General features: G+C 72.2%; 23 protein-coding genes. 3 read left to right on the top strand and 20 right to left on the bottom strand.

Going from position 1 to position 26,396, the window contains the following annotated elements; all coding sequences use genetic code 11:
* Nucleotides 1–169 precede the first annotated feature (169 nt).
* On the bottom strand, nucleotides 170–1,432 hold the full coding sequence (hisS, locus tag ACZ3KJ_RS15605; protein ID WP_467527280.1) for a histidine--tRNA ligase: 1,263 nt from the start codon (nucleotides 1,430–1,432) through the stop codon (nucleotides 170–172).
* A gap of 13 nt (nucleotides 1,433–1,445) precedes the next feature.
* Nucleotides 1,446–2,162, bottom strand: a complete 717-nt coding sequence (locus ACZ3KJ_RS15600) for an MBL fold metallo-hydrolase (protein ID WP_467527279.1) — start codon at nucleotides 2,160–2,162, stop codon at nucleotides 1,446–1,448.
* 179 nt (nucleotides 2,163–2,341) lie between these two features.
* Here ACZ3KJ_RS15600 and ACZ3KJ_RS15595 point away from each other — a divergent pair, with 179 nt between their 5' ends.
* Together ACZ3KJ_RS15595 and ACZ3KJ_RS15590 are read left to right on the top strand one after the other, a co-directional pair.
* Nucleotides 2,342–3,157, top strand: coding sequence for a peptidylprolyl isomerase (locus tag ACZ3KJ_RS15595; RefSeq protein ID WP_467527277.1), 816 nt, complete (start codon nucleotides 2,342–2,344; stop codon nucleotides 3,155–3,157).
* A gap of 143 nt (nucleotides 3,158–3,300) precedes the next feature.
* Nucleotides 3,301–4,530 carry a DUF349 domain-containing protein gene (locus tag ACZ3KJ_RS15590; RefSeq protein ID WP_467527275.1) on the top strand — a complete coding sequence of 410 codons (1,230 nt, stop codon included), beginning with the start codon at nucleotides 3,301–3,303 and terminating at the stop codon, nucleotides 4,528–4,530.
* A gap of 332 nt (nucleotides 4,531–4,862) precedes the next feature.
* On the opposite strand, the gene ACZ3KJ_RS15585 is transcribed toward ACZ3KJ_RS15590, so the two are convergent.
* From ACZ3KJ_RS15585 to pgsA, 18 genes are all read right to left on the bottom strand, one after another.
* Nucleotides 4,863–6,005 (bottom strand): caspase family protein, encoded by a 1,143-nt coding sequence (locus ACZ3KJ_RS15585; protein ID WP_467527273.1) that lies wholly within the window; start codon nucleotides 6,003–6,005, stop codon nucleotides 4,863–4,865.
* Complete coding sequence (locus ACZ3KJ_RS15580; RefSeq protein WP_467527271.1) at nucleotides 5,989–6,414, bottom strand: effector-associated constant component EACC1; 426 nt, start codon at nucleotides 6,412–6,414, stop codon at nucleotides 5,989–5,991. The genes ACZ3KJ_RS15585 and ACZ3KJ_RS15580 overlap by 17 nt, the downstream gene beginning before the upstream one ends.
* A complete protein-coding gene (locus tag ACZ3KJ_RS15575; protein ID WP_467527269.1) occupies nucleotides 6,407–7,717 on the bottom strand; it encodes a serine/threonine-protein kinase in 1,311 nt (436 codons plus the stop codon). The genes ACZ3KJ_RS15580 and ACZ3KJ_RS15575 overlap by 8 nt, the downstream gene beginning before the upstream one ends.
* 90 nt (nucleotides 7,718–7,807) lie before the next feature.
* Complete coding sequence (locus ACZ3KJ_RS15570) at nucleotides 7,808–10,339, bottom strand: RelA/SpoT family protein (protein ID WP_467527267.1); 2,532 nt, start codon at nucleotides 10,337–10,339, stop codon at nucleotides 7,808–7,810.
* A gap of 480 nt (nucleotides 10,340–10,819) precedes the next feature.
* Nucleotides 10,820–11,359: an adenine phosphoribosyltransferase gene (locus tag ACZ3KJ_RS15565; protein ID WP_467527265.1), complete on the bottom strand. Its 540-nt coding sequence runs from the start codon at nucleotides 11,357–11,359 to the stop codon at nucleotides 10,820–10,822.
* Nucleotides 11,356–12,468: a protein translocase subunit SecF gene (gene secF, locus ACZ3KJ_RS15560; RefSeq protein WP_467527263.1), complete on the bottom strand. Its 1,113-nt coding sequence runs from the start codon at nucleotides 12,466–12,468 to the stop codon at nucleotides 11,356–11,358. Before secF ends, ACZ3KJ_RS15565 begins: the two co-directional genes overlap by 4 nt.
* A 3-nt stretch (nucleotides 12,469–12,471) precedes the next feature.
* The gene (gene secD / locus ACZ3KJ_RS15555) at nucleotides 12,472–14,253 is read right to left on the bottom strand and encodes a protein translocase subunit SecD (protein WP_467527262.1); all 1,782 of its coding nucleotides are present in this window, start codon (nucleotides 14,251–14,253) and stop codon (nucleotides 12,472–12,474) included.
* A gap of 137 nt (nucleotides 14,254–14,390) precedes the next feature.
* Nucleotides 14,391–14,873: a preprotein translocase subunit YajC gene (gene yajC, locus ACZ3KJ_RS15550; protein ID WP_389519636.1), complete on the bottom strand. Its 483-nt coding sequence runs from the start codon at nucleotides 14,871–14,873 to the stop codon at nucleotides 14,391–14,393.
* Between the two features lie 242 nt (nucleotides 14,874–15,115).
* Entirely contained in the window at nucleotides 15,116–16,189 is a 1,074-nt protein-coding gene (gene ruvB / locus ACZ3KJ_RS15545; RefSeq protein WP_467527260.1) for a Holliday junction branch migration DNA helicase RuvB, read from the bottom strand.
* Between the two features lie 52 nt (nucleotides 16,190–16,241).
* The gene (gene ruvA, locus ACZ3KJ_RS15540; protein ID WP_467527258.1) at nucleotides 16,242–16,847 is read right to left on the bottom strand and encodes a Holliday junction branch migration protein RuvA; all 606 of its coding nucleotides are present in this window, start codon (nucleotides 16,845–16,847) and stop codon (nucleotides 16,242–16,244) included.
* A complete protein-coding gene (gene ruvC, locus ACZ3KJ_RS15535; RefSeq protein ID WP_467527256.1) occupies nucleotides 16,844–17,392 on the bottom strand; it encodes a crossover junction endodeoxyribonuclease RuvC in 549 nt (182 codons plus the stop codon). Before ruvC ends, ruvA begins: the two co-directional genes overlap by 4 nt.
* Nucleotides 17,393–17,529: 137 nt before the next feature.
* Nucleotides 17,530–18,282: a YebC/PmpR family DNA-binding transcriptional regulator gene (locus ACZ3KJ_RS15530; protein ID WP_467527254.1), complete on the bottom strand. Its 753-nt coding sequence runs from the start codon at nucleotides 18,280–18,282 to the stop codon at nucleotides 17,530–17,532.
* A gap of 74 nt (nucleotides 18,283–18,356) precedes the next feature.
* On the bottom strand, nucleotides 18,357–18,968 hold the full coding sequence (gene pdxT / locus ACZ3KJ_RS15525; RefSeq protein WP_467527252.1) for a pyridoxal 5'-phosphate synthase glutaminase subunit PdxT: 612 nt from the start codon (nucleotides 18,966–18,968) through the stop codon (nucleotides 18,357–18,359).
* Between the two features lie 7 nt (nucleotides 18,969–18,975).
* Nucleotides 18,976–19,881 carry a pyridoxal 5'-phosphate synthase lyase subunit PdxS gene (gene pdxS, locus ACZ3KJ_RS15520; RefSeq protein ID WP_389519648.1) on the bottom strand — a complete coding sequence of 302 codons (906 nt, stop codon included), beginning with the start codon at nucleotides 19,879–19,881 and terminating at the stop codon, nucleotides 18,976–18,978.
* A 256-nt stretch (nucleotides 19,882–20,137) separates the two neighbouring features.
* Entirely contained in the window at nucleotides 20,138–20,680 is a 543-nt protein-coding gene (locus tag ACZ3KJ_RS15515; protein WP_389519650.1) for a LemA family protein, read from the bottom strand.
* A 254-nt stretch (nucleotides 20,681–20,934) separates the two neighbouring features.
* Nucleotides 20,935–22,122 (bottom strand): glycosyltransferase family 4 protein, encoded by a 1,188-nt coding sequence (locus tag ACZ3KJ_RS15510; RefSeq protein WP_467527250.1) that lies wholly within the window; start codon nucleotides 22,120–22,122, stop codon nucleotides 20,935–20,937.
* Nucleotides 22,119–23,054, bottom strand: a complete 936-nt coding sequence (locus ACZ3KJ_RS15505; protein ID WP_467527248.1) for a phosphatidylinositol mannoside acyltransferase — start codon at nucleotides 23,052–23,054, stop codon at nucleotides 22,119–22,121. Before ACZ3KJ_RS15505 ends, ACZ3KJ_RS15510 begins: the two co-directional genes overlap by 4 nt.
* Nucleotides 23,051–23,803, bottom strand: coding sequence for a phosphatidylinositol phosphate synthase (gene pgsA, locus ACZ3KJ_RS15500; RefSeq protein ID WP_467527246.1), 753 nt, complete (start codon nucleotides 23,801–23,803; stop codon nucleotides 23,051–23,053). Before pgsA ends, ACZ3KJ_RS15505 begins: the two co-directional genes overlap by 4 nt.
* A 291-nt stretch (nucleotides 23,804–24,094) precedes the next feature.
* Between pgsA and ACZ3KJ_RS15495 the strand changes: the two genes are divergently transcribed.
* Nucleotides 24,095–26,290 carry an elongation factor G-like protein EF-G2 gene (locus tag ACZ3KJ_RS15495; protein ID WP_467527245.1) on the top strand — a complete coding sequence of 732 codons (2,196 nt, stop codon included), beginning with the start codon at nucleotides 24,095–24,097 and terminating at the stop codon, nucleotides 26,288–26,290.
* The last annotated feature ends 106 nt before the right edge of the window (nucleotides 26,291–26,396 follow it).

Genomic DNA, 26,396 nt, shown 5'->3' with positions numbered 1-26,396 from the left:
ACTGGAGAGTTGGACCTTCTTCGGGCAGGGCCATTGTGCCGCACCCAGGCGCGTGCGGACCGTTCACTCCGCATAAGGGTGAGCGGTACACGGCGGGCAGGTGTTCCGTTCTCCCGTACGGCGAAGGCGCCGGGCGCCCTGTACGGCACCCGGCGCCCCCGCGCGCGTGTCAGCCGAGCCGTGCTTCCAGCTCCGCGACGATCTCGTTGACGCCGACCGCCGTCTGCTCACCGGACTCCATGTCCTTGAGCTGGACGACGCCCTCGGCGAGGTCGCGTTCACCGGCGACGATCGTGTAGCGGGCGCCGCTGCGGTTGGCGTTCTTCATGGCGCCCTTGAGGCCCTTGGCGCCGTAGGAGAAGTCGGCGGCGACGCCCAGCTTGCGCAGTTCGGTGACCTTGGCGAAGAGGACGCGGCGGGCCTCCTCGCCGAGCGGGACGGCGAACACGCTGGTGGAGGACGGCAGTTCTAGCTCGACGCCCTCCGCCTCCAGTGCCAGGACCGTGCGGTCGACGCCGAGGGCCCAGCCGACCGACGGCAGGGCGGGGCCGCCGATCATCTCGGACAGGCCGTCGTAGCGGCCGCCGCCGCCCACCGCGGACTGCGAGCCCAGACCGTCGTGGACGAACTCGAAGGTCGTGCGCGTGTAGTAGTCCAGGCCGCGGACCAGCTTGGGGTCGTCCTCGAAGGCGACGCCCGCCGCGGTGATCAGGTCGCGGACCTCCTCGTGGTACGCCTTGCAGGCGTCGCAGAGGTAGTCGCGCAGGAGGGGGGCGTCGGTGAGCTGCTTCTGCACGTCCTGGCGCTTGTCGTCGAGGACCCGCAGGGGGTTGATCTCGGCGCGGCGCAGGGTGTCCTCGTCCAGGTCGAGGCCGCGCAGGAAGTCCTGGAGGGCGGCCCGGTAGACCGGGCGGCACTCCTTGTCGCCGAGGCTGTTGAGGAGGATGCGGAAGTCTCGCAGACCGAGCGAGCGGTACGCCTGGTCGGCCAGGATGATCAGCTCGGCGTCCAGCGCCGGGTCCTCGGCGCCGATCGCCTCGGCGCCGACCTGGGAGAAGTGGCGGTAGCGGCCCTTCTGGGGACGCTCGTAGCGGTAGTACGAGCCCGAGTACCAGAGCTTGACCGGCAGGTTGCCCGCCTTGTGGAGGTTGGCCTCCAGGGCGGCGCGCAGCACGGACGCGGTGCCCTCGGGGCGCAGCGCCAGCCGGTCGCCGCCCTTCGTCTCGAAGGCGTACATCTCCTTGGTCACGATGTCGGTGGACTCGCCGACACCGCGGGCGAACAGCTCGACGCTCTCGAAGCCGGGTGTCTCGACGTAGCCGTAGCCGGAGGTGCGCAGCGGGGCGGCGATCGCCTCGCGCACGGCGAGGTAGGTGGCGCTGTCCGGGGGGATCAGGTCGTACGTGCCCTTGGGGGCCTTGAAGGTGCTCACGGGAGGTCTCTCGTCACATTCCTCGTCGGGGAGCCTCGGAGGCGCCGCGTCCTTGGCGGTCTTCCGCCAGTTGCCGCAGGTACGGGTTGGTGGCGCGCTCCTGGCCGATGGTCGTCTGGGGGCCGTGGCCGGACAGCACCACGGTCGAGTCGTCGAGCGGCAGGCACACGCGGGCCAGCGAGTCGAGCATCTCGGCCATGTCGCCGCCGGGCAGGTCGGTGCGTCCGACGGAGCCGGCGAACAGCAGGTCGCCCGAGAAGAAGACGGACGGAACGTCCGCGGCCTCGGGCACCCGGAAGGTCACCGACCCCTTGGTATGGCCCGGCGCGTGCGCGACGGAGAACTCCAGACCGGCCAGGTCCAGCCGCGCGCCGTCGGTCAGCTCCCGGACGTCGTCCGGCTCCCCCACCGTCAGCTCGCCCATCAGCGGCATCCCCAGGGACCGGCCGAGCGCCTTCTCGGGGTCGCTCATCATGTAGCGGTCCTCGGGGTGGATCCAGGCCGGCACGTCGTGCGCGCCGCAGACCGGGACGACCGAGGCGACATGGTCGATGTGGCCGTGGGTGAGGACGACGGCGACGGGCTTGAGCCGATGCTTCCTGATCGCTTCCTCGACTCCGGGGGCCGCCTGGTGGCCCGGGTCGATGATCACGCACTCCTCACCGGCGGCGGGGGCGACGAGATAACAGTTCGTCCCCCAGGCCCCGGCGGGGAACCCGGCAATGAGCACGATCGTCCTTCGTTGTGTCGGTACGGGAGGGCTTGCGAGCGGCTACGCCCGTCGTCAGAGCCTACCGGCGCTGCCGTTTCCTCAGCGAACCCATATACGGTACGGGGCACACGCGCGCGGTCGGCTCACCGGGCGCTCGCGTACCGGCCGTCGTACGAGACGCATGAGGAGAGAACCCGGTGGTCACCCAGGAACAGCGCAAGCGTCAGCTAGCCCGGGAGAAGTTCTTGCGGCAGCAGCAGCGCCGCACGGCCGCGCGGCGCAAGGCGCGCGTGCGCAACTCGGTGATCGCGTCGGTGCTCGGCGTGGTCCTGGTGGGCAGCCTGGCGCTGTACACCACGGGCGTCATGAAGGACGACGACAAGGCGAGCGCGAGCGCGGAGGCGTCCGCGTCCGCCACTCCCAGCGCGGTCGAGGACCCGTGCGAGAAGGCCGCGGCGGGCTCCGTCAAGACGGCGACCTGGAAGAAGGAGCCGGCGATCACGATCGACAAGTCGGCGAAGTACACGATGACGCTGGCGACGACGTGCGGCGACATAGACATCGCGCTGAAGGCGTCGGCGGCCCCGCACACCGTGAACTCCTTCGACTTCCTCGCGGGCAAGGGCTACTTCGACCACACCAAGTGCCACCGGCTCACCACCAACGGGATCTACGTGCTCCAGTGCGGCGACCCGACGGGCAGCGGCAGCGGCGGACCGGGCTACACCATCCCTGACGAGAACCTGAAGGACACGAGCCTGAAGGACGACATCTACCCGGCGGGCACGGTCGCGATGGCCAACACCGGTGAGGCGGACACCGGCGGCAGCCAGTTCTTCCTCGTCTACCAGGACAGTTCGCTCCCGCCGAGCTACACCCCGTTCGGTACGGTGTCGGCCGACGGCATGACGGTCCTGAAGAAGATCGCCGCCGCGGGTGAGAACACGGGCGCCGGTGACGGTGCCCCGAACGCGACGGTCGTGATCAACAAGGCGACGGTCACCAAGTCCTGACGGCAGGGGCGGTCAACTGCGCAATTTCGGTCGCGCTGGATGCGGACAGGCGACCCGCCGTTCGCCTATGTTGGCCGTGACGAAACTGTGGACGATGCCCGGGGCTCCGAAACTCCCCGCCGGCATCATGTGGAGGAGGCGCTGTGAGCAGCGACCCGTGGGGCCGCGTCGACGAGACGGGGACCGTGTACGTGCGGACGGCCGATGGCGAGCAGGTCGTCGGTTCCTGGCAGGCCGGCTCCCCCGAGGAGGCACTGGCCTACTTCGAGCGCAAGTACGAGGGCCTGGTGGTCGAGATCGGCCTCCTCGAGAAGCGGGTCCGGACCACGGACCTGTCCGCCAAGGACGCCCAGGTCGCCATCGACCACATCCGCGAGCAGGTGGACGCGCACCACGCGGTCGGCGACCTGGACGCGTTGCGGGCCCGGCTGGACAAGCTGGTCGCGACCGTCGAGGCGCGCCGCGAGGAGCGCAGGCAGCAGCGCGCCAAGCAGTCCGACGAGGCCCGCAAGGCCAAGGAGGACCTGGTCACGGAGGCGGAGCAGCTGGCGCAGTCCGACCAGTGGCGGGCGGCCGGTGAACGGCTGCGGTCGCTGGTGGACACCTGGAAGGGTCTGCCGCGTCTGGACCGCAAGTCGGACGACGAGCTGTGGCACCGGTTCTCGCACGCGCGCTCGGCGTTCTCCAAGCGGCGCAAGGCGCACTTCGCGCAGCTGGACGCACAGCGCGAGGAGGCCCGCCGGGCCAAGGAGCGGCTGGTCGCCGAGGCCGAGGCGCTGTCGGGCTCGGTGGACTGGGGTCCGACGGCGGCGCGCTACCGCGAGCTGATGACGGAGTGGAAGGCCGCGGGCCGGGCGCAGCGCGAGCACGAGGACGACCTGTGGAACCGCTTCCGCGGCGCGCAGGACGTCTTCTTCGCGGCCCGCAGCTCGGTCTTCGCGGAGCGGGACGCGGAGCAGGCGGAGAACCTGAAGCTGAAGGAGGAGCTGGCCGAGGAGGCCGAGAAGATCCTCCCGGTCACGGATCTGAAGGCGGCGCGGGCCGCGTTCCGCTCGGTCAACGAGCGCTGGGAGGCCATCGGCCATGTGCCGCGGGACGCCCGGCCGAAGGTCGAGGGCCGGATGCACACCGTGGAGCGGGCGATCCAGGAGGCCGAGGAGGCCGAGTGGCGCCGGACCAACCCGGAGGCGCGGGCGCGTGCCGAGGGTCTGACCGGTCAGCTCCAGGCGGCCGTGGACAAGCTGACGTCCCAGATCGAGCAGGCGCGTGCCCAGGGCAACACCGCCAAGGCCGACAAGCTGGAGCGGGAGCTCCAGGGCCGTCAGGCGCTGCTGGACCAGGCGCTGAAGGGCCTGCACGAGTTCGGCGGCTGAGCCGCCGACACCCGTCGATGCCGTAGCGGCCCGGCCGTGGGAGACCCCACGGCCGGGCCGTCGCACGTTCCGGTGAGCCGGTGCCTTCCGGGGACTCGCACGTTCCGGTGAGCCGGTGGCTTCCGGTGACCTCGCGCGCTCCGGTGGCCAGTGGCTTACGGCGACCTCGCGCGTTCCGGTGAGCCAGTGGCTTACGGTGACCTCGCGCGCTCCGGTGACCTCGTACCTTCCGGTGCCCCGCGCCTTCGGCGGCCCGGCGACTTCGGCGGGCCCGTGCGGGCGGCTGCACGCGGGCGGTGGCGCGATCGGCGGCTGGGGTCGCGGCGCCCGCGTCAGGCCGGCCCCGGCGCGCCCCGCTCGCTGATGTCCAGGGCGTGCTTGAGCACCTCGCAGGCCTGGACGTGGTTGCCGGACTCCTGGAGCAGGTCGGCCAGCCGCCGGCAGACGAGGACGGCCTCGGGCCCGTACACCTTGTGGACCTGGTGGAAGGCGAGTTCCAGTACCTCGATGGCCTCCTTGACCTGGCCGGTCTCGGCGAGCAGCTCGGAGAGTTCGAGCTGGACGGCGAGCAGGTCGCCCTCGCTGCCGGCGGTCTGCTGTTCCTGGAGGGCGAGGCGCAGGACGGGCAGGGCGTCGCGGGTGTTGCCCTCGGCGCGCAGGAGCCGGGCGACGGCCAGTCCGGTGGAGACCATGGCGGTGCGGACGTCGGCGGGCAGGACGGGGCCCGCAGGGGCGCGCAGACCGGCACGGGCCTTGTTGCGGGCCAGGGGGAGGCGTCCGACGCCGTTCTCCTGGGAGTGCTGGGGCAGCGGGCGGTTCTTGGCGCGCAGCCGCTCCAGCAGGACGCGGTAGAGCGTGTCGAGGTCGAGCAGCTCCGGGCCGTTGTCGACGCCGTGGCGCAGCACGCCCAGCAGTTCGCCGGTGAAGGCGGTGTAGCGCTCGCCGTCGGGTGCCAGGGCGATCCGGTCGCGGGGTGAGGCGGTGAGGACATAGGCGCCGTCCACGGCGGCCTCGGCGGCGAGGACGTCGCCTCCGGCCAGGGCGCGGGCGGCGCGGCCGCTGAAACAGCAGTCGAGGACGACGACCTTGCGGCGGGCCCGGGCGGACCGCAGGGCGGAGCGCAGGTGCTGGTAGGCGACGGCCGTGTAGCCGAGGTGTTCGCGGGAGTCGCCCAGGGCGAGGTAGAGGTCGGCGGAGTCGGCGTCGCGCAGGCCGTGGCCCGCGAAGTAGACGAGGAGGGTGTCGGTGGCCTCCTCGCCGGCCTGGTGGACGGGGTCGAGGATCGTGTGGGCGCTCAACGGGTCGGTGACGACCGTGCAGTGCTGTACGGGCAGCCCCCAGACGGTGGCGTCGCACAGTTCGGCGGCGAGGTCGACGACGCCCGTCTCGACGGCGGGCAGCTGGGGCAGGTGGCGGTAGGAGGCGGTGCCGATGAGGACGGCCCGCGAGCGCGCCGGGTCAGGCAGTGCCGTCATCGCCTCCGCTTCCTTCGGTGCGAGGTCCGGGCAGGGTGGCGGGCGCGGTGTCGCCGTCGAGGAGGACGACGAGACGGCGTACGGTCTCCTCGTCGCGGGCCGCGCGGGCGGTGAGCAGGACCTCCACGTCGCCGCGGCGCAGGGTGACGGCCGGGGCGCGGCGCCGGGAGGTCTGCCACTGGAGGACGGAGACGACGAGCGAGGCCGCCGACAGCCCGCCGGAGACAGCGAACTGGAGGACGTCGAAGCCGGTGCCCATGCCGCCGGGCGGGTGCGGGGCGGCGCCGGCGGGCCGGACGGGCAGGTGGACGCTCTCGTCCTCCCGCAGCCAGCGCAGCAGGGACCGCAGGTCGTCCTCGGTCCCGGTGGGGTCCAGGGCGGCCGAGATGCCCGCGCCGGAGTCAGTCATCGTGTCCGTCCGTTCGTCGTGCCACACGTCGGTTGACGCTGGAGAACAGCTCCAGCGCGGGGCGCCCGGCGTCGAGCCTGGCCAGGCACACGGCATGCCAGTACTGGCTGGTCAAGGTGGTCGGATGGTCGGGTCCGAGTGTGGTGAGGCAGACCGGGACCACGACGGACAGCATCTGCGCGGCCTCCTCCAGCCGGCCGCGCAGCACCAGGTTGACCGCCTCGCGCTGCCGGGCGAGCGCGCTCTGCGGGGTCATGGTGCCGAGCACGATCCGGCGGGTGGTGTCGCTCAGGGTGGCGGGCCGGAAGGGGTCGGTGGCCGGCCCGCGCCGGTCGGGCAGGGCGGCCGCCTCGTCCCAGAGGTACTCGGGCATCTCCTCGGCGCGGGACACCGGCTCGGGGACGTCGGGCACCACCCACGCGTCGCGCACGGCGTCGTCGCGCGCCCGGTCCGTCACCAGGTCGACCAGCCGTTCCGTGCCGCCGTAGGACAGGGGCAGCAGGGTCTCGCGGAGGGACTCGGCGTTCTGGCGGCGCAGGGCGGGGTCCTGCCGGCACAGGTCGTCGACGAGCCGGCACAGGTCCGGCGGGCAGTCCGGGCGGCGGCCCGTGAGCGGCGGGACACCGTCGCCGAGGGCGCGGTGGATGATGGCGCCGTAGTCGACGGTCGGGCCGAACGGCAGCTCGCCCGTGATCATCAGGTACATGCAGGCGCCCAGGCCGTACCAGTCCGCCGCCCGCTCCGGCAGGGCGCCCCGCATGGCCTCGGGGGCCATGAACTGGGGGGTGCCGACAATGGCTCCGGTGCGGGTGATCGCGGCCTCGCCGGCCAGCCGGGCCAGTCCGAAGTCCTGGAGGACGACACGCCCGTTCCGGGTGAGGCCGACGTTCGTGGGCTTGACGTCGCGGTGCAGCACGCCGGCCGTGTGGGCGGCCTCCAGGGCCTCGGTGATGCCCAGGGCCACCGTGCACACCACGGTCGTCGGCAGCGGCCCCGCCGCCGACGCCAGGTCGGCGAGGGTGGTGCCGTCGAGCACCTGCATCACGAGGTAGGGGGTGCCGTCGTGCACGCCGCTGTCGTAGAGCGTGACGACGCCGGGGTGGTCGATCCTGGCCAGGGCGCGGGCCTCGCGCTGGAAGCGGTCCCAGGCCTCGCTGTCCCCGGTCAGCCCCTCGACGGTGGTGAGCATCTTCAGGGCGACGCGCCGGTCGAGCCGGGTGTCCTCCGCCTCGTGGACGACGCCCATGCCGCCGCGGCCGAGGAAGCGGACCGGCCGGTAGCGGCCGGCGACCAGGACCGGCACCGGGGGCGGCGGCGCCCCGCCCGGTAATCCCTCGCGCCCCGGCCCGCCCATCCCGCTCCCCCGTCTCCGCCGCTCAGGTCATCCCGTAGGTTACGGTCTCCGCGCCGACGTCACCCGGTAGACGTCGTACACGCCCTCCACCCCGCGGACGGCCTTCAGGACGTGTCCGAGGTGCTTGGGGTCGCCCATCTCGAAGGTGAAACGGGAGGTGGCGACCCGGTCCCGGGAGGTCTGGACGGCGGCCGAGAGGATGTTGACGTGCTGGTCGGACAGGACGCGGGTGACGTCCGACAGCAGCCGGGACCGGTCCAGCGCCTCGACCTGGATGGCGACCAGGAAGACCGAGGACTGCGTCGGCGCCCACTCGACGCCGAGGATGCGCTCCGGCTCGCGGGACAGTGACTCCACGTTGACGCAGTCGCTGCGGTGAACCGATACGCCACTACCGCGCGTGACGAAACCGATGATCGGATCGCCGGGGACGGGCGTACAACAGCGGGCCAGTTTCACCCAGACGTCGTCGACGCCCTTGACCACGACACCGGGGTCGTTGCTGGTGCGCCGCTTGCGGCCGCGGCCGCGGGACGGCGGGACCGCCTCGTCGATCTCCTCGGTCGCGGCCTCCTCGCCGCCGAGGGCCTGCACCAGCTTCTGCACGACGTTCTGCGCGGCCACATGGCCCTCGCCGATCGCCGCGTACAGCGAGGAGATGTCCGGGTAGCGCATCTCGTGCGCCAGGGTGACCAGCGAGTCGCCGGTGAGGATGCGCTGGATCGGCAGGTTCTGCTTGCGCATCGCGCGGGCGATGGCGTCCTTGCCCTGCTCGATCGCCTCGTCGCGGCGCTCCTTGGAGAACCACCCCCGGATCTTGTTGCGGGCGCGCGGCGACTTGACGAAACCGAGCCAGTCGCGGGACGGGCCCGCGCCGGGGGCCTTGGAGGTGAAGACCTCCACCAGGTCGCCGTTGTCCAGGGTCGACTCCAGCGGTACGAGCCTGCCGTTGACCCGGGCTCCTATGGTGCGGTGGCCGACCTCCGTGTGGACGGCGTAGGCGAAGTCCACCGGGGTGGCCCCGGCCGGGAGCGCGATGACGTCGCCCTTGGGCGTGAAGACGAAGACCTCGTTGCGGGAGAGGTCGAAGCGCAGGGACTCCAGGAACTCGCCCGGGTCCTCGGTCTCCTTCTGCCAGTCGAGCAGCTGGCGCAGCCACGCCATGTCGTTGAGGTGGTCGTCCTTGCCCTTGCCGGACGACCTGGGCGCGTCGGTGCGGACCTTGGAGGCGCCGGCGACCGCCTCCTGCTTGTACTTCCAGTGCGCGGCGATGCCGTACTCGGCGCGGCGGTGCATGTCGAACGTGCGGATCTGGAGCTCGACCGGCTTGCCGTTGGGGCCGATGACCGTCGTGTGCAGCGACTGGTACATGTTGAACTTGGGCATCGCGATGTAGTCCTTGAACCGGCCGGGGACCGGGTTCCACCGCGCGTGCACCGTGCCGAGGGCCGCGTAGCAGTCGCGGACGGTGTCCACGAGGACGCGGATGCCCACCAGGTCGTAGATCTCCGCGAAGTCACGGCCGCGGACGATCATCTTCTGGTAGACGCTGTAGTAGTGCTTCGGCCGGCCCGTGACGGTCGCCTTGATACGGGCGGCCCGCAGGTCGGCCTGGACCTCGTCGGTCACTATGGCGAGGTACTCGTCGCGCTTGGGGGCGCGCTCGGCGACGAGGCGGACGATTTCGTCGTACATCTTGGGGTAGAGGATCGCGAAGGCGAGGTCCTCCAGTTCCCACTTGATGGTGTTCATGCCCAGGCGGTGGGCGAGCGGCGCGTAGATCTCGAGGGTCTCGCGCGCCTTCTTCTCCTGCTTCTCGCGCTTCAGGTAGCGCATGGTGCGCATGTTGTGCAGGCGGTCGGCGAGCTTGATGACCAGGACGCGCGGATCCTTGGCCATGGCGACGACCATCTTGCGCACGGTCTCGGCCTGCGCGGCCTCGCCGAACTTGACCTTGTCCAGCTTGGTGACGCCGTCGACGAGGAGGGCGACCTGGTCGCCGAAGTCGCGGCGCAGGTCGTCGAGGCCGTACTCGGTGTCCTCGACGGTGTCGTGGAGCAGGCCCGCCATGAGGGTGGCCGGGTCCATGCCGAGTTCGGCGAGGATCGTGGTCACCGCGAGGGGGTGGGTGATGTACGGGTCGCCGCTCTTGCGCTTCTGGCCGCGGTGCCAGCGCTCGGCGACCTGGTAGGCGCGCTCGATCTGGCGCAGCGTCGACGTCTCGATCTTGGGGTCGTTGCTGCGCACTATCCGCAGCAGCGGCTCCAGGACCGGGTTGTACGGGTTGGCGCGCTGGACGCCGAGGCGGGCGAGACGGGCGCGGACGCGGTTGGAGGAGCCGGAGCGGGCGGGCGGCTGCGCGGCGGCCGGGCGGGCTGCGGGGGCGGTCTCGGAGCGCTCGGGCGGGGCCGGCTTGGGGCGGGGCTGCTCGTCCGGCTTGTCGACGGGGGCGGAGCGGTCGTGCTCGACCGGCCCGCGGGCGTCGGCTTGCGTCCCCGACGCGGGCTTGGCCGCGGGCGCCGAGGCGGACTCGGGCTTGGCGGCGGTCAGGTGCTGGGCCTCGTCTGGCAAGAGGACTCCTCGTGCGCGATCCGGGTCCCCGGTCAGGCTCCGGAGCACCCATCGTAGCGATGCCGGGCTCCCGGATCGCCTTCAGGCCGATGTGATGGCCGTGTACCCGGGAAACACCGGGGGTGTACCCGGGAAACACCAGGGGCGGGCACCGGATTCCTCCGGGCCCGCCCCTGATCCGTACGACAGCCGTACGAGGGTGCCGTGAGTGTCCTTCCCGTCAGCCCGGTGCGGGGCGACGGCGCCCGGTCCTAGGGCCTGTTGCGCAAGTCCCGCCTGCCCGACGACGCCATGCACGCTCCCCCAGCCTCCGGCCGGGGGGACCCCCACTCGCCGCACCGGCCCCTGACCCAAGTACATCCAGTACGAGGGCCAGGGGCCGGCACTCCCCCAGCCTTCGGCCGGGGGGACCCCCAGAGCACGCACCTGACGCCGCCAGGCCCGCCCTCCGGGCGGACGACGGGACTTTCGCAACAGGCCCTAGACCGTGAGCAGCGCCTCCAGCGGCGCTCCCCGCAGTGCCGCCTCCAGGCGGGGCCGGCCGGCCAGGAAGCCGAGTTCCATCAGGACGGCGACGCCCGCGACCTCGGCGCCCGCGCGGTGGATCAGCTGGATCGACGCCTCGGCGGTGCCGCCGGTGGCGAGGACGTCGTCGACGATCAGTATGCGGTCGTCGGTGGTGAGGTCCTCGGCGTGGATCTCGATCTCGGCCGAGCCGTACTCCAGGTCATAGGCCTGGGCGAGGGTGGCTCCGGGGAGCTTGCCCGCCTTGCGCACGGGGACGAAGCCGAGGCCGGCGCGGACGGCGACGGGGGCGCCGAGGATGAAGCCCCGGGCCTCCAGGCCGACGATCTTGGTGGCGCCGGTGCGCTCGGCGACCTGGGCGAACGTGTCGGTGAGGGCGGTGAACGCCGCCGGGTCCGCGAGCAGCGGGGTGATGTCCTTGAACATCACCCCCGGCTCCGGGTAGTCGGCCACGTCACGGATACGGCTGAGCAGCAGCTCCTCGATGCCGGTCATCGGCGCTTCCCCGAGGGTCGGCCACGGCCGCGGCCGCGGGAGGCGGGCTGGGTGCGCGGGCCGACGACGGCGGCCGCGTCCTCCGGCAGGTCCTCGCGGAGGTCGGTGCCGCGGGACTCGGTGTACTCCTCCTCGGCGGAGGCCTGGGCGCGCTTGGCCAGGACACGCTTCTTCAGCGCCTTGTACTGCGGCTCGCGCTCCTTGAGGTCGGCGACGAGCGGCGTGGCGATGAAGATCGAGGAGTACGCACCGGCCGCGAGGCCGACGAACAGCGACAGCGAGATGTCGTTGAGCGTGCCCGCGCCGAGCACGCCGCCGCCGATGAACAGCAGGCCGGCGACCGGGAGCAGCGCGACGACCGTGGTGTTGATGGAACGCACCAGGGTGCTGTTGATCGAGCGGTTGGCGATCTCGCTGTAGGTGAAGCGGGTCTGCTTGGTGAGGTCCTTCGTCTGCTCCTTGAGGGAGTCGAAGACGACGACGGTGTCGTACAGCGAGTAGCCGAGGATGGTCAGCAGGCCGATCACCGTGCCCGGCGTGACCTCGAAGCCGACGAGGGCGTAGATGCCGACGGTGATGGTGATGTCGTGGACCAGGGCGACGAGCGCGGCGACGGCCATGCGCCACTCGAAGGCGATCGCCAGGTAGATCACGACGAGGACCATGAAGATCGCCAGGCCCTGCCAGGCCTTGTTCGCGATCTGGTCGCCCCAGCTGGGGCCGACCAGGTCGGCGGCGATGGTCTCCGGGTCGACGTCGAAGTCCTCGGCGAGGGCGTTCTTGACCTTGTCGGACTGCTGGGTGTCCATGCCGGCGATCTGGATGCGCAGCGAGCCGTCGCCGAGCTTCTGCACGAGCGCCTCGTGACCGGCCGCCTCCTCCGCGGCGGTCTCGGCCTGCGAGACCGAGACGGAGCTGTTCTTCGCGGTGGTGAAGACGGCGCCGCCCTGGAAGTCGATGCCCATGTTCAGGCCGCGGACGCCCAGGCCGAGGATGGCCGTGATGGTGATCAGGATCGAGATGCCGTACCAGATCTTGCGGTGCCCGATGAAGTCGTAGCTGATCTCGCCACGGTGCAGTCGGGCGCCGAGGTTACCGAGTTTCGACATCGCTCACGCCTCCTTCGGCTCGGCGGGGCCGGCGGCGGGACCGGCGGGACGACGGGTGCGGCGCAGCGGCGGCTTGGCGCCCAGGCTCTTCGGGTCGAGGCCGGACCACTTGTGGCCGTTCGCGAAGAACTTGCGGCGGGCGATCAGTGTCATCAGCGGCTTGGTGAAGAAGAAGACCACGACCACGTCGAGGACGGTGGTCAGCCCCAGCGTGAACGCGAAGCCCTGGACCTTGCCGACGGAGACGATGAAAAGCACCGCGGCGGCGAGGAAGGACACGAAGTCGGAGACCAGGATGGTGCGCCGGGCGCGCGGCCAGCCCCGCTCGACCGCGGGACGCAGTGAGCGGCCCTCGCGGATCTCGTCCCGGACGCGTTCGAAGTAGACGATGAACGAGTCCGCGGTGATGCCGATGGCGACGATGGCGCCGCAGACGGCCGGCAGGTTCAGCGCGAAGCCGATGGCCGGGCCGAGCAGCGACATGAGCACGTAGGTCAGGGCCGCGGAGACCAGCAGCGAGGCGATCGCGATGAGGGACAGGCCGCGGTAGTAGGCCACCAGGTAGATGACCACCAGGGCGAGGCCGATGGCGCCGGCGAGCAGACCGGCGTGCAGCTGGTCACCGCCGAGCGCGGCGGTCACCGTGGTCACGCTCTGCTCCTGGAAGGAGAGCGGCAGCGCGCCGTAGGACAGCATGTTGGCGAGGTTCTGGGCCTCGTCCTGCGTGAAGCTGCCGGAGATCTGGGCCTGGCCGCCGGTGATGGAGGAGCTGACGTACGGGCTGGAGACGACCTCGCCGTCGAGGACGATGCCGAACTCGTTCTGCGGGGCGCTGTTCTGGGCGAGCTCCGCGGTGATGTCGGCGAACTTCTTGGCGCCCGCGGAGTTGAAGTCCATCGTGACCTGCCAGCCGGCGGCGGTCTGGGTGTCGTAGACCGCCTGGGCCTTGTCGACCTCGGTGCCGTCGACGGCGGCCGGGCCGAGCAGGTACTTGTACCAGACGCCCTGGATCTGGCCGCAGCCCACGGTGGAGTCGGCGGGCTTGGCGCCCTCGCCGGCGGTGGCGCGGGCCGAGGCCTTGGAGCAGTCCAGGTCCGCGTACTCGGCTTCGAGCGCGGCGTCGTCGGTGTCGGAGGCGCTCGCGGAGGCCGACGGGCTCGCGGAGGCGGAGGCGCTCGCGGAGGCGGAGGCCGACGGGGTGGAGTCGGCCTTCAGCGCGTCGGTGACGGCGCGGCCCTGCGAGGTGGCGGAGGCCGACGGGGACGCGGAGGAGGAGGCCTCCTCATCGGCGGAGGCACTCGCGGAGGCGCTCGCGGACGCGCTCGGCGAGGCGGTGGACGAACCGCTGGCGGACGGGCTCGGCGAGGCGCTCGCGGCGGTGCCGCTGGCCTCGCTGGCCAGGACCGGACGGAAGTACAGCTTGGCGGTGGTGCCGACCTGTTCCCGGGCTTCCTTGGAGTTGGTGCCCTTGGGGATGTTCACGATGATGTTGCTGTCGCCCTGGGTCTGCACCTCCGCCTCGGAGACGCCCAGACCGTTGACACGGCGGTTCATGATCTCGACCGCGGTGTCCATGTTGGCCTTGTTGATCGCGGACCCCTGGTCGGCTTTCGCCTCCAGCGTGATGCTGGTGCCGCCGGCCAGGTCGATGCCCAGACGCGGAGTGGTGTGTCCGGAGAGGAACATGCCTCCGGTGAGCGCCACGATCGCGATCAGGATCAGGGCCAGCGAGCGCCCCGGCTTGCTCTGGGCGCTCGCGCTCCGGCCCTTTTTAGGTGCTGCCACCTTCTCGTACTCCCTCTCGGGCCGCCTCGCGCCGGGTCAGCGCGGCGGCGGCCATGACATGGTGTCGGGATCCCCTGGTGCGAGATGCGCGCGCCCCGGGGCACGCGGGGCGCACCCGCGTGCCCCGGGGGGCGTGGCTACTTCTTCGCGTCGGAGTCGCCGTCGGTCTTCTTCGGCTCCGCGTCGGTCTCCGTGTCGGCGGCCCGCTCCTCGGTCTCGTCCTTCTTGCCGAGGTCGACGGGCTTGTCGTCGGAGGCGGCGGCAGCGTCGGCGGTCTCGTCGGACCCGGTGAGGGAGGAGGCGTCGTCCGGGACGACGTCGGACTTCAGGTCGTGCTCGATGCCGTGGACGATGCGGTTGTACTCGTCGTCGGTCAGGACGGCACCGATGGCGTTCTTCGCGAAGAGCAGTTCCACCCCCGGGCCGGCGTCGAGGAGGACCGTGTCCTCGTTGACCTCCTTGACGGTCGCGTACATGCCCCCGATGGTGCGGACACCACTGCCGGGCTGCATGGCGTTCCGCATGTCGGCGGCCTGCTGCTGCTTCTTCTTGGCCGACCGGGTCATCAGGAACATGGCCCCGATGAGCACGATGAACGGGAGGAGGGTCACGAGACTCACGGGTCGGTACTTCCTTCGCACGACCGCGATGGTGAGCGGCCTACTGGTTGGGGGTGTGTGCGCCGCCGACAACGGCGGCATCGGCGGAGTCTAAGCGAGTCCGCGCACAGGGAACAACGTTCAGCATGGCACCTGGGTTCCTCCGGCCGCCAATGCCCTGGCCGTCACCCTGCCGGGCTACGGCGGGTGCCGGTCCGCCTCCCGGGTGCGCCGTACGTGCCGTCACCTGGGGTCACCTGGGGTCACCCCCCGAACAGGTTCTGCTGTCCGTTGCCCCCGGTCGTGGAGGCGGGCGGGGTGAGGCCCAGGTGGGTCCAGGCCGCGGGGGTGGCGACGCGGCCGCGCGGGGTGCGGGCGAGCAGGCCCTCCCGGACCAGGAAGGGTTCGGCGACCTCCTCGACGGTCTCGCGCTCCTCCCCCACCGCGACGGCCAGCGTGGACAGGCCGACCGGACCGCCGCCGAACAGTTTCAGCAGGGCCTCCAGGACCGCGCGGTCGAGGCGGTCGAGGCCGCGGGCGTCGACCTCGTAGACCGCGAGGGCCGCCGCGGCGATCTCGCGTGTGATGACGCCGTCCGCCTTGACCTGCGCGTAGTCGCGGACGCGGCGCAGCAGGCGGTTGGCGATGCGGGGCGTGCCACGGGAGCGGCCGGCGATCTCGGCGGCGCCGTCGGGGTCGATCTCGACGTCCAGGAGGTTCGCCGAGCGGTGGACGACGCGGCGGAGTTCGGCCGGTTCGTAGAACTCCATGTGGGCGGTGAAGCCGAAGCGGTCGCGCAGCGGGGGCGGCAGCAGGCCCGCGCGGGTGGTGGCGCCGACCAGGGTGAACGGGGGCAGCTCCAGCGGGATGGCGGTGGCGCCGGGGCCCTTGCCGACGATGACGTCGACGCGGAAGTCCTCCATCGCCATGTAGAGCATCTCCTCGGCGGGCCGGGACATGCGGTGGATCTCGTCGAGGAAGAGGACCTCGCCCTCCTGGAGGGAGGAGAGGATCGCGGCGAGGTCGCCGGCGTGCTGGATGGCGGGGCCGGACGTGATGCGGATCGGGGCGCCCATCTCGGCGGCGATGATCATCGAGAGGGTGGTCTTGCCGAGGCCGGGGGCGCCGGAGAGCAGCACGTGGTCGGCGGTGGCGCCGCGCGCGCGTGCCGCGCGCAGCACGAGGTCGAGCTGTTCGCGGACCTTCTCCTGGCCGATGAACTCGCCCAGGTCCTTGGGGCGCAGGGCGGCCTCGACGGCCTGGTCCTCGCGGTCGGCGACAGAGCCCACCAGCCGGTCGGCGGCGGCGCCGGTGTCGGTCGTGTCGTCCCAGTTCATGAAGTGTGCCTCGGGGTCTCGGGGTCGTTCGGCGCGGGCGGGTCGGCCGGGCTCAGCGCGCCCTGTTGAGGGTCTGCAGGGCCGCCCTCAGCAACTGGCCCACCTGGGGTGTGCCCTCGGCCGCCTCCGCCTGGGGCGCGACCGCGGACACCGCCTCGTCGGCCTCGCGGGTCGCGTATCCGAGGCCGATCAGGGCGGCGTGCAGCTGGTCCCGCCAGCCCTGGGTGACCGGGGCGCCGGCCGCGGGGGCGCCGATCGGCTCGCCCAGGCGGTCCTTCAGCTCCAGCAGCAGCTTCTGGGCGCCCTTTTTGCCGATGCCGGGGACCGCGGTGAGGGCCTTCTCGTCTGCGGTGGCGACGGCCCGGCGCAGGGCGTCCGGGGTGTGCACGGCGAGCATGGCCTGGGCGAGGCGGGGGCCGACGCCGCTGGCCGTCTGGAGCAGTTCGAAGACCTGCCGCTCGTCGTCGTCGGCGAAGCCGTACAGGGTGAGCGAGTCCTCGCGGACGACGAGGGAGGTGGCGAGCCGGGCGGGCTGGCCGAGCCGGAGCGTGGAGAGGGTGTTGGGCGTGCACTGCACGGCCATGCCGACCCCGCCCACCTCGACCACGGCGGCGTCGGGAGCGAGTGCGGCGACGGTGCCGCTCACGAAGGCGATCATGCCGTACGGCCTTTCGAGGGGGTGGGTGCGGTGGCGGTGTGCAGGGCGACGGCCTGCTGGAGGCGGTTCTGCGCGGGGGCGCGCCAGATGTGGCAGATGGCGAGGGCCAGGGCGTCGGCGGCGTCGGCGGGCCTGGGCGGCGCGCTGAGCCGCAGCAGGCGGGTGACCATGGCGCCGACCTGTGCCTTGTCGGCGCGGCCGCTGCCGGTGACGGCGGCCTTGACCTCGCTGGGCGTGTGCAGGGCGACGGGGATGCCGCGGCGGGCGGCGCAGAGCATGGCGACGGCGCTGGCCTGGGCGGTGCCCATGACCGTCCGGACGTTGTGCTGGCTGAAGACCCGCTCCACGGCGACGTACTCGGGCCGGTGCTCGTCGAGCCAGTGCTCGATGCCCTGTTCTACGGCGACGAGGCGCTGCCCCAGCTCGGCGTCGGCCGGCGTGCGGACGACGCCCACGCCGAGCATGGTGAGCGGACGGCCCGCGACCCCCTCGACCACACCGACACCGCACCGTGTCAGACCGGGGTCCACCCCGAGTACCCGCACGCCCGCCCCTCCCGTCGACAGCCTGTTCGTGCAGGCTATCGGGTGCCACCGACAACGACGGCCGGCGACGCCCGGCACGGCGACGGGCCGACGGGTGTGTCCCGTCGGCCCGTCGACCGGTGCGGCCCGCGGTGGGGTTACGCGTCGACCTTCTCCATGACCTCGTCGCTGACGTCGAAGTTGGCGAAGACGTTCTGCACGTCGTCGCTGTCCTCCAGCGCGTCGATCAGCTTGAAGATCTTCTTGGCGCCCTCCTCGTCCAGCTCGACCTGCATGGTCGGGACGAAGTTGGCCTCGGCGGAGTCGTAGTCGATGCCGGCGTCCTGGAGGGCGGTGCGGACCGCGACCAGGTCGGTGGCCTCGCTGAGGACCTCGAAGTTCTCACCGAGGTCGTTGACTTCCTCGGCACCCGCGTCCAGGACCGCCCCGAGGACGTCGTCCTCGCTCAGCTCGCCCTTGGGGACGATGACGACGCCCTTGCGGTTGAACAGGTACGACACGGATCCCGGGTCGGCCATGGAGCCGCCGTTGCGGGTCATGGCGACGCGGACGTCGGAGGCGGCGCGGTTGCGGTTGTCGGTGAGGCACTCGATGAGCACCGCGACGCCGTTCGGCCCGTAGCCCTCGTACATGATCGTCTCGTAGTCGGCGCCGCCGGCCTCGAGACCGCCGCCGCGCTTGATCGCGGAGTCGATGTTCTTGTTCGGGACCGACTGCTTCTTGGCCTTCTGGACGGCGTCGTAGAGCGTCGGGTTGCCGTCCAGGTCGACGCCGCCCATGCGCGCCGCGACCTCGATGTTCTTGATCAGCTTCGCGAAGAGCTTGCCGCGCTTGGCGTCGATCACGGCCTTCTTGTGCTTCGTCGTAGCCCATTTAGAGTGGCCGGACATCTGCCTGTCTCCTTCGCGTAACCCATCTGGTACGTACGCCCCCGGCCCTGAAGCCCGGGGGACCCCAGGAGATCCTACAAGGACTCCGTCACCCGCTTCGCGCGCACCATCTCGACGAACAGGGCGTGAACGCGGTGGTCGCCGGTCAGCTCCGGGTGGAACGACGTGGCGAGCGCGTCGCCCTGGCGCACGGCGACGATGTGGCCGTCGTGCTCGGCGAGCACCTCGGTCCCGGCGCCGACCGACTCCACCCAGGGGGCGCGGATGAAGACGCCCTCGACCGGGTCGCCCTCGACGCCCTTGACGTCGACGGCGGCCTCGAAGGACTCGTTCTGCCGTCCGAAGGCGTTGCGGCGCACGATCATGTCGATGCCGCCGACGGTCTCCTGGCCCGAGCGCGGGTCGAGGATCTTGTCGGCGAGCATGATCATGCCCGCGCAGGTGCCGTAGACGGGCATGCCGCCGCGCACGCGCGCGCGGAGCGGTTCCATCACGCCGAACAGGACGGCCAGCTTGGAGATGGTGGTGGACTCGCCGCCGGGGATGACGAGGCCGTCGACTCCGGCGAGTTCCTCGGGGCGCCGCACCGGCCTGGCCACGGCGTCGGCCGCGGCCAGGGCGATGAGGTGCTCCCGTACGTCGCCCTGGAGGGCCAGGACGCCGATGACAGGGGCTTCGTGGGACATGGGGTGCTTACCAGCCGCGGTTGGCGTAGCGCTCGGCCTCGGGGAGGGTGTCGCAGTTGATGCCGACCATGGCCTCGCCGAGGTTGCGGGACGCGTCCGCGATGATCTTCGGGTCGTCGTAGAAGGTGGTCGCCTTGACGATGGCGGCGGCGCGCTTGGCCGGGTCGCCCGACTTGAAGATGCCGGAGCCGACGAAGACGCCCTCGGCGCCGAGCTGGCGCATCAGGGCGGCGTCGGCCGGGGTGGCGACGCCGCCGGCGGAGAACAGCACCACCGGCAGCTTGCCCAGCTCGGCGACCTCCTTGACCAGCTCGTACGGGGCGCGCAGCTCCTTGGCGGCGGCGTACAGCTCGTGGTTGTCGTAGCCGCGCAGCCTGGCGATCTCGTTCTTGATCTGGCGCAGGTGACGGACGGCCTCGACGACGTTGCCGGTGCCGGCCTCGCCCTTGGAGCGGATCATCGCAGCTCCCTCGGCGATACGGCGCAGGGCCTCGCCGAGGTTGGTGGCGCCGCAGACGAACGGGGTCGTGAACGCCCACTTGTCGGAGTGGTTGACCTCGTCGGCCGGGGTGAGGACCTCGGACTCGTCGATGTAGTCGACGCCGAGGGACTGGAGGACCTGGGCCTCGACGAAGTGGCCGATGCGGGACTTGGCCATGACCGGGATCGAGACGGCTTCGATGATGCCCTCGATCATGTCCGGGTCGGACATGCGGGCCACGCCGCCGTCCTTGCGGATGTCGGCCGGGACCCGCTCCAGCGCCATGACGGCCACGGCTCCGGCGTCCTCGGCGATCTTCGCCTGCTCCGGCGTGACGACGTCCATGATCACGCCGCCCTTGAGCTGCTCGGCCATGCCGCGCTTCACGCGCGCGGTGCCGGTCTCGGGAGCCTGGTTGTCGGTGATGGACACGGGATGACCTCACTGGGTGGAGACGGGTTCGCTTCGAGCACCGAGGAAACGTGATGGGACCAGTCCACAGCAAGGGCCAATGGGAAGGCGGTGGATCCTTTTGGGCCGGTGGCCCGTCGAGGGGGACGCCGTCTCACTCGGTCCCGTCTCGCGCGGTTCCGGCTCACGCCGCGCGGTCCCGTCTCGCGCGGTTCCGGCTCAGGCGGTCCGTCTCGCGCCGTCCCGGCTCAGGCGGTCCGTCTCGCGCGGTCCCGGCTCACGCCGCGCGGTCGGTCAAGGTCGTCGGCGGTTCGTCGTCCATCTCGAAGGCCATCGGGAACGGGGCGTGGCCGGCCAGCCGGAACCAGCGCACCTTGCGGTGCTCGCGCAGTCTGCGGGCCGCGCCCACGGCGTCGTTGTGGAAGCGGCGGGCCATCGGGACCCGGCGGACGGCCTCCGTCAGCTCCAGGGCCGCGGCCTCTCCGCCGGGCACCTCGCGGACGGCCTCCACCTGCCGCGGGTCGGCGAAGACGGCGCGCAGCGCCTGGCTGAGTTCGCTCTCGGCGACCTCCCGCTGCTCCTCCTCGGCCTGCCGGGCGGCGTGCGCCGCCTCGTACAGCACGATCGACGCGGCCGGGTCGAGCACCCCTGAGGTGGCCAGTTCCTGGGCGACGGAGGCCCTGCGCAGCAGTTGCGCGTCCAGCGCGGCGCGGGCGGCGTCGATACGGGCGTGCAGCCGGTCCAGCCGCCCCGCGGTCCAGCTCAGGTACAGGCCGATCGCGACGAGGACGACGAGGATCCAGATGAGGGTTGCGGTCACGGGCCGCAAGGCTACCGGGGACGTCCGGCGGGCCGGCCGGGTCCCGCGGCGAGGCCGCCGGCCCGCGAGGCGACGCCCAGGACCCCGGTTGCGGGCCGGCCTCCGCCTTCGGGCCGGCCTCCGGCTTCCGCCGGGTCCCCCGGCTCCCGCCCAGCCACTGGCGGCACCGCACCAGGAACAGCCCCCGTCACAGCACCACCGCGCCAACCGGCCCGGCCGCCCCTGTCACCGCCCCCGTGCCGTCCAGCCGCCCCTCAGTCCCGCGCCAGCCCCAGTCGCGCCCGCAGTCCGCCGCTTCCGCCGCCCCCGCCGCCCGGGGTGCGTTCGTCGGCGGCCACCGCGGCGGCGCCCGCCGTCACCGTCTCGTAGACGGAGAGGATGTCGGCGCCGACGGTGGACCAGTCGAAGCGCCGTACGTGGGCGCTGCCGCGTTCCCGCAGTTCCGCCAGGCGGGCGGGGTCCCCGAGGAGGCGTACGGCGGCGTCGGCGAGGGCGTCGGCGTCCTCGTTGGCGAAGAGTTCGCCCGCCGCTCCCTGGTCCAGCACCTGGGCGAAGGCGTCCAGGTCGGAGGCGAGGACGGGGGCGCCGGCGGACAGTGCCTCGACCAGGATGATGCCGAAGCTCTCGCCGCCGGTGTTGGGGGCGACGTACAGGTCGACGCTGCGCAGGAAGCGGGCCTTGTCCTCGTCGCTGATCATGCCGAGGAACTCCACGCGGGAGCGCAGTTCCTCCGGCAGGCCGGCCACCGCCTCCTCCTCGTCGCCGCGCCCGGCGATGAGGAGGCGGGCCTCCGGCCGCTCCGCGAAGATCGTCGGCAGCGCCCGCATCAGGACGGGCAGGCCCTTGCGCGGCTCGTCGATGCGGCCCATGAAGCCGATGGTCCGGCCCTGCCACTCGGGTCTGGGCTCGGCCTTGGCGAAGAAGTCGACGTCGACGCCGTTGGGGATCACGACCGCGTCCCCGCCGAGGTGCTCCACCAGCGTCCGCCGGGCGTACTCGCTCACCGCGATCCGGGCGCTGATCTTCTCCAGGGCGGCCTGGAGGATCGAGTACGCGGCGATCATCGCGCGCGAGCGCGGGTTGGACGTGTGGAAGGTCGCCACGATGGGGCCCTGCGCCGCCCAGCAGGCCAGCAGGCCCAGCGAGGGCGAGGTCGGCTCGTGGATGTGGATGACGTCGAACGCTCCGTCGTGCAGCCAGCGGCGGACCCGGGCGGCGCTCAGGAAGCCGAAGTTCAGGCGGGCCACCGAGCCGTTGTACGGCACCGGCACCGCGCGGCCCGCCGGGACGACGTACGGCGGCACCGGGGTGTCGTCGTCGGCCGGGGCCAGGACGGAGACCTCGTGGCCGAGCCGGATGAAGTACTCGGCGAGGTCGCGGATGTGGAACTGGACGCCGCCCGGCACGTCCCAGGAGTACGGGCAGACGATGCCGATCCTCACGCGGCCCCTCCGGAAGGACGAGAGGGAGGGGCGGGACGCGCCGGGTCGAGGTCCGCGAGCCAAAGCCGCTGCAGCATGTGCCAGTCCTCCGGGTGGTCGGCGATGCCCGTGGCGAAGGCGTTCGCCAGCGCCTGTGTCATGACAGACGTCTTCTCGGCCCGGTTACCTGCCTCGGGCACCTCGATCGGGGGATGGATCCGGCCCCGCATGACGGGCGAGTCGTCGTACCAGAGCGTGACGGGGAGCAGCAGGGCGCCGGTCTGCTGGGCGAGCAGGGCCGGTCCCGCGGGCATGCGGGCGGTGTCGCCGAAGAAGTCGACCTCGACGCCGGACGCGGACAGGTCCCGGTCGGCGACCAGGCAGACCAGGCCTCCGTCGCGCAGCCGCCGGGCGAGGGTGCCGAAGGCGGTGCCGCCGCTGTGCGGCAGGACCTCCATGCCGAGGCCCTCGCGGTAGGCGACGAAACGGTCGTAGAGGGTTTCCGGCTTCAGCCGCTCGGCGACCGTCGTGAACGGGATCTTCAGCTCGGTGGTGACCCAGGCACCGGCGAGGTCCCAGTTGGCCAGGTGGGGCAGCGCGAGGACGACGCCCCGGCCGGCGGCGAGTCCGTCGGTCAGGTGGTGCAGGTCCTTGACGGCGAAGCCGTCCCTGATGCGCTCGGCGCTGAAGGCCGGGAGCCGGAAGGACTCCATCCAGTACCGCAGGTAGGAACGCATGCCCGCGCGGGACAGCTCGGCCAGGCGCTCGGGGCTCGCGTCGGGCACCACGCGCGCGTAGTTGCTCTCCAGGCGCAGCACGCCCTTGCCGCGCTGTTTCCAGGCGAGGTCGGCGATGGTGCGGCCGAGGCGGAGCGCCACGGGCTCGGGGAGCCGCTTGACGGTGCTCCAGCCGAGGCCGTACAGGGCGTCGCTGACCTGGTCCCGGGGGTTCACTTGGCCGCCTCGTGCCCCTCGGTCTCCGGCCGGTCGGAGGCCCCGGACCCGGACCCGGCGTCCGCCGCCCCGGCCTCCGCCCCCGCCCCGGCCTCCGCCTCCGCCGCCGCAGCCGCAGCCGCCTCGGCCTCCGCCGACTCGCGCCGTACGGTGACGACGCGCTGGATCAGCGTGACCAGGCTGCCGACGGCGACGATCCACAGGGCGACCGGCAGCAGGTACTGGATGCCGGGCACGCCGAACGCGTGCAGGCCCGCCAGGCCGGCCGCGACCAGCGAGACCACCAGCCGCTCGGCCCGCTCCACCAGCCCGTTGACGGCGACCGGCAGCCCGATCGACTCGCCGCGCGCCTTGGTGTACGACACGACCTGGCCGCTGGCCAGGCAGAAGATCGAGACGGCGCACAGGACGTCGTCGTCACCGCCGCCCGCGTACCAGAGCGCGAACCCGCCGAAGATCGCGCCGTCGGCCACCCGGTCGAGCGTGGAGTCCAGGAAGGCGCCCCAGCGGCTGGACCGGCCGAGCTGGCGGGCCATGTTGCCGTCGACGAGGTCGGAGAAGACGAAGAGGGTGATCACCACCGTGCCCCAGAAGAACTCGCCCCTGGGGTAGAAGACCAGCGCGCCCGCGACCACGCCGGCGGTGCCGATCAGCGTGACCGTGTCGGGGCTCACGCCCCGGCGGATGAGAAACGCGGCGAACGGCGTGAGGACACGCGTGAAGAATGCACGCGCGTACTTGTTCAGCATGGCCTTCCCGACGGTCGGTGTGGCCGCGGCCCCTGGTGGCCGCCGGCTGGCCCATCGTAGCCACGGGTGCGCGGGGGCGGCCGTCGGGCACCCGGCCCCGTGTCACGGGCCGGCGGCGGCCCGGCCGGGCGCGCCCGCCACGGGTGCGTGGCGCCGGCGCGTCCCTCGTATGGACGAGCCGTGACGGGAGTGGAAAGCTCGAAGGACCGCGGGCGTCGCCGGAGCCGCCACCGCACGCGGCGCCGCCGTGTCCGCGCCCCCGATGACCTCACCGTGCACGGGAGGCAAGAAATGGGCGACAAGACACACACCCACCCCGGAGCCGCCGGCAGGGCTACGGCGGCCGACCACCCCGCGTCCGTACGGAATGTGGTACTGGTCGGCCACAGCGGATCGGGCAAGACGACCCTGGTGGAGGCTCTCGCGCTGACGGCGGGAGCGGTGAACCGGGCGGGCCGCGTGGAGGACGGCGGCACCGTGTCCGACTACGACGAGATCGAGCACCGCCAGCAGCGCTCGGTGCAGCTCTCCCTGGTGCCCGTCATCTGGGACGGCATCAAGATCAACGTCATCGACACCCCCGGATACGCCGACTTCGTCGGCGAGCTCAGGGCCGGTCTGCGCGCCGCGGACGCGGCCCTCTTCGTCGTCTCCGCCTCGGACGGCGTGGACGGCTCGACCCGGATGGTGTGGGACGAGTGCGCCGCCGTCGGCATGCCGCGCGCCATCGTCGTGACGCACCTGGAGGCGGCGCGCGCGGACTTCGAGGAGATGACCCGGATCTGCGCGGAGGCCTTCGGCGGCGACGATCCCGACGCCGTGCTGCCGCTGTACCTGCCGCTGCACGGCCCGCAGGCGCCGGACGGGCACGCGCCCGTGACGGGGCTGATCGGCCTGCTGTCGCAGAAGCTGTTCGACTACTCCACCGGGGAGCGCAAGGAGTCCGAGCCCGGTGAGGACCAGCTGCCGCTGATCGAGGAGGCCCGCAACCGGCTGATCGAGGGGATCATCGCCGAGAGCGAGGACGAGACGCTCATGGACCGCTACCTGGGCGGCGAGCAGATCGGTGTCGGGGCGCTGATCGAGGACCTGGAGCGGGCCGTCGCGCGCGGGACGTTCTTCCCCGTGCTGGCCGCCGCCCCCGCGGCCGAGGGCGCCCGCCAGGGCCTCGGCACGGTCGAGCTGCTGGACCTGGTCACCCGCGGCTTCCCGACCCCCCTGGAGCGCGAGGCGCCGAGCGTCACGACCGTCGACGGCAAGCCGCGCGAGCTGACGTCGTGCGATCCGGGCGGGCCGCTGGTCGCGGAGGTCGTGAAGACGTCGTCCGACCCCTACGTCGGGCGCGTCTCGCTCGTCCGCGTCTTCTCCGGCACCCTGCGTCCCGACGACACCGTCCACGTCTCCGGCCACGGGCTGACCGACCGCGGCCACGAGGACCACGACGTCGACGAACGCGTCGGCGCCCTGTCCGCGCCCTTCGGCAAACAGCAGCGCGCCCTGACCCACTGCGTCGCGGGCGACCTCGCGTGCGTGGCCAAGCTGAGCCGCGCGGAGACCGGCGACACCCTCTCCGCCAAGGACGACCCGCTCCTGATGGAGCCCTGGCGAATGCCCGACCCGCTGCTGCCGCTGGCCATCCGGGCCCACAGCAAGGCGGACGAGGACAAGCTCTCGCAGGGGCTGGCGCGGCTGGTCGCCGAGGACCCGACGATGCGCCTGGAGCAGAACCAGGACACCCACCAGGTGGTGCTGTGGTGCCTGGGCGAGGCCCACGCGGACGTCGCCCTGGAACGGCTGCGCAGCCGCTACGGCGTCCAGGTCGACGTCGTGGCGCACCAGGTCCCCCTGCGGGAGACGTTCGCGGAGAGGTCCGCCGGCCGCGGCCGGCACGTCAAGCAGTCCGGCGGGCACGGCCAGTACGCCATCTGCGAGATCGAGGTCGAGCCGCTGCCGGGCGGCTCGGGCATCGAGTTCGTGGACAAGGTCGTCGGCGGCGCGGTGCCGCGCCAGTTCATCCCCTCCGTCGAGAAGGGCGTCCGGGCCCAGGCGGCCAAGGGGGTGGCGGCCGGGCATCCCCTGGTCGACGTGCGGATCACGCTCCTCGACGGCAAGGCGCACTCGGTGGACTCCTCGGACGCCGCGTTCCAGACGGCCGGCGCGCTCGCGCTGCGGGAGGCCGCGGCCGACGTCCGGATCCATCTGCTGGAGCCGGTGGCCGAGGTGTCCGTCCTGGTCGGCGACGAGTACGTGGGCGCCGTGATGAGCGACCTGTCCGGCCGGCGCGGGCGGGTGCTGGGCACCGAGCAGACGAGCGGCGGGCGCACGCTGGTGCGCGCCGAGGTGCCCGAGATCGAGATCGGCCGGTACGCGGTCGACCTGCGCTCGCTCTCGCACGGCACGGCCCGGTTCGACCGCTCCTACGCCCGGCACGAGCCGATGCCGGTCCAGGTGGCCGAGCGGGTGCGCCAACAGGCGGAGGAAGGTTAGGGGTTGGGAAGAGGCCGTTCCCGAGTGGCCTCAAGTGCCCGGCACGGAACGCCTTTCCTGCACTTCCTCCGATTCATCCAATTCATCCGATTCATCCGATTCCTCC

This window comes from Streptomyces sp. NPDC003248, from assembly GCF_055563235.1.
Note: the sequence above shows the minus strand (reverse complement) of the source record. Positions and strands in the feature narration are given on the sequence as shown.

What these genes read in the sequence shown, in the direction of transcription:
- secF (WP_467527263.1), bottom strand. Translation starts at nt 12,468, where the DNA reads ATGTCGAAACTCGGTAACCTCGGCGCCCGACTGCACCGTGGCGAGATC.
- ACZ3KJ_RS15580 (WP_467527271.1), bottom strand. Translation starts at nt 6,414, where the DNA reads ATGACTGACTCCGGCGCGGGCATCTCGGCCGCCCTGGACCCCACCGGG.
- ACZ3KJ_RS15495 (WP_467527245.1), top strand. Translation starts at nt 24,095, where the DNA reads ATGGGCGACAAGACACACACCCACCCCGGAGCCGCCGGCAGGGCTACG.
- ruvB (WP_467527260.1), bottom strand. Translation starts at nt 16,189, where the DNA reads ATGAACTGGGACGACACGACCGACACCGGCGCCGCCGCCGACCGGCTG.
- ACZ3KJ_RS15530 (WP_467527254.1), bottom strand. Translation starts at nt 18,282, where the DNA reads ATGTCCGGCCACTCTAAATGGGCTACGACGAAGCACAAGAAGGCCGTG.
- ACZ3KJ_RS15585 (WP_467527273.1), bottom strand. Translation starts at nt 6,005, where the DNA reads ATGACGGCACTGCCTGACCCGGCGCGCTCGCGGGCCGTCCTCATCGGC.
- ACZ3KJ_RS15565 (WP_467527265.1), bottom strand. Translation starts at nt 11,359, where the DNA reads ATGACCGGCATCGAGGAGCTGCTGCTCAGCCGTATCCGTGACGTGGCC.
- pdxT (WP_467527252.1), bottom strand. Translation starts at nt 18,968, where the DNA reads ATGTCCCACGAAGCCCCTGTCATCGGCGTCCTGGCCCTCCAGGGCGAC.
- ruvA (WP_467527258.1), bottom strand. Translation starts at nt 16,847, where the DNA reads ATGATCGCCTTCGTGAGCGGCACCGTCGCCGCACTCGCTCCCGACGCC.
- pgsA (WP_467527246.1), bottom strand. Translation starts at nt 23,803, where the DNA reads ATGCTGAACAAGTACGCGCGTGCATTCTTCACGCGTGTCCTCACGCCG.